Annotated in this window: 1 rRNA gene; it reads left to right on the top strand. The window is 57.0% G+C overall.

What is annotated here, in order from left to right:
* Positions 1-1,948: ribosomal RNA gene (locus AB0K36_RS34635) — 23S ribosomal RNA — on the top strand; the annotation flags it as partial.
* Positions 1,949-2,000 lie beyond the last annotated feature (52 nt).

Raw genomic sequence — 2,000 nt, 5'->3', positions numbered from 1 at the left:
GCCACCCTTGAAAGAGTGCGTAATAGCTCACTGGTCAAGTGATTCCGCGCCGACAATGTAGCGGGGCTCAAGCGTACCGCCGAAGTCGTGTCATTGCAGTACATACCCCCAACGGGGACTGTGATGGGTAGGGGAGCGTCGTGTGCCGGGTGAAGCAGCCGCGGAAGCGAGTTGTGGACGGTTCACGAGTGAGAATGCAGGCATGAGTAGCGATACACACGTGAGAAACGTGTGCGCCGATTGACTAAGGGTTCCTGGGTCAAGCTGATCTGCCCAGGGTAAGTCGGGACCTAAGGCGAGGCCGACAGGCGTAGTCGATGGACAACCGGTTGATATTCCGGTACCCGCTTTGAAACGCCCAATATCGAATCAGGCGATGCTAAGTCCGTGAAGCCGCCGGCTGAGTCTTCGGACGAGGTCGGAGTGGTGGAGCCGACGAACCAGACTTGTAGTAGGTAAGCGATGGGGTGACGCAGGAAGGTAGTCCAGCCCGGGCGGTGGTTGTCCCGGGGTAAGGGTGTAGGCCGTGAGGTAGGCAAATCCGCCTCACATAAGGCTGAGACCTGATGCCGAGCCGATTGTGGTGAAGTGGATGATCCTATGCTGTCGAGAAAAGCCTCTAGCGAGTTTCATGGCGGCCCGTACCCTAAACCGACTCAGGTGGTCAGGTAGAGAATACCGAGGCGTTCGGGTGAACTATGGTTAAGGAACTCGGCAAAATGCCCCCGTAACTTCGGGAGAAGGGGGGCCATCACCGGTGATAGCACTTGCTGCTTGAGCTGGGGGTGGCCGCAGAGACCAGCGAGAAGCGACTGTTTACTAAAAACACAGGTCCGTGCGAAGCCGTAAGGCGATGTATACGGACTGACGCCTGCCCGGTGCTGGAACGTTAAGGGGACCGGTTAGTCACTCTTCGGGGTGGCGAAGCTGAGAACTTAAGCGCCAGTAAACGGCGGTGGTAACTATAACCATCCTAAGGTAGCGAAATTCCTTGTCGGGTAAGTTCCGACCTGCACGAATGGCGTAACGACTTCTCGACTGTCTCAACCATAGGCCCGGTGAAATTGCACTACGAGTAAAGATGCTCGTTTCGCGCAGCAGGACGGAAAGACCCCGGGACCTTTACTACAGTTTGATATTGGTGTTCGGTTCGGCTTGTGTAGGATAGGTGGGAGACTGTGAAGCTTGGACGCCAGTTCAGGTGGAGTCGTCGTTGAAATACCACTCTGGTCGTGCTGGATGTCTAACCTGGGTCCGTGATCCGGATCAGGGACAGTGTCTGATGGGTAGTTTAACTGGGGCGGTTGCCTCCCAAAGGGTAACGGAGGCGCCCAAAGGTTCCCTCAGCCTGGTTGGCAATCAGGTGTTGAGTGTAAGTGCACAAGGGAGCTTGACTGTGAGACCGACGGGTCGAGCAGGGACGAAAGTCGGGACTAGTGATCCGGCGGTGGCTTGTGGAAGCGCCGTCGCTCAACGGATAAAAGGTACCCCGGGGATAACAGGCTGATCTTCCCCAAGAGTCCATATCGACGGGATGGTTTGGCACCTCGATGTCGGCTCGTCGCATCCTGGGGCTGGAGTCGGTCCCAAGGGTTGGGCTGTTCGCCCATTAAAGCGGTACGCGAGCTGGGTTTAGAACGTCGTGAGACAGTTCGGTCCCTATCCGCTGTGCGCGTAGGAGTCTTGAGAAGGGCTGTCCCTAGTACGAGAGGACCGGGACGGACGAACCTCTGGTGTGCCAGTTGTCCTGCCAAGGGCATGGCTGGTTGGCTACGTTCGGAAAGGATAACCGCTGAAAGCATCTAAGCGGGAAGCCTGCTTCGAGATGAGGACTCCCACCTCCTTGAGAGGGTAAGGCTCCCAGTAGACGACTGGGTTGATAGGCCGGATATGGAAGCCCTGTAAGGGGTGGAGTTGACCGGTACTAATAGGCCGAGGGCTTGTCCTCAGTTGCTCGCGTCCACTGTGTTAGTTCTGAAGTAACGAACTCGCCCGACCCC

It is taken from the genome of Streptomyces kurssanovii (assembly GCF_040677245.1).
In the GTDB taxonomy this organism is placed as follows: domain Bacteria; phylum Actinomycetota; class Actinomycetes; order Streptomycetales; family Streptomycetaceae; genus Streptomyces; species Streptomyces kurssanovii.
This window is presented reverse-complemented; position numbering and strand designations above follow the sequence as displayed.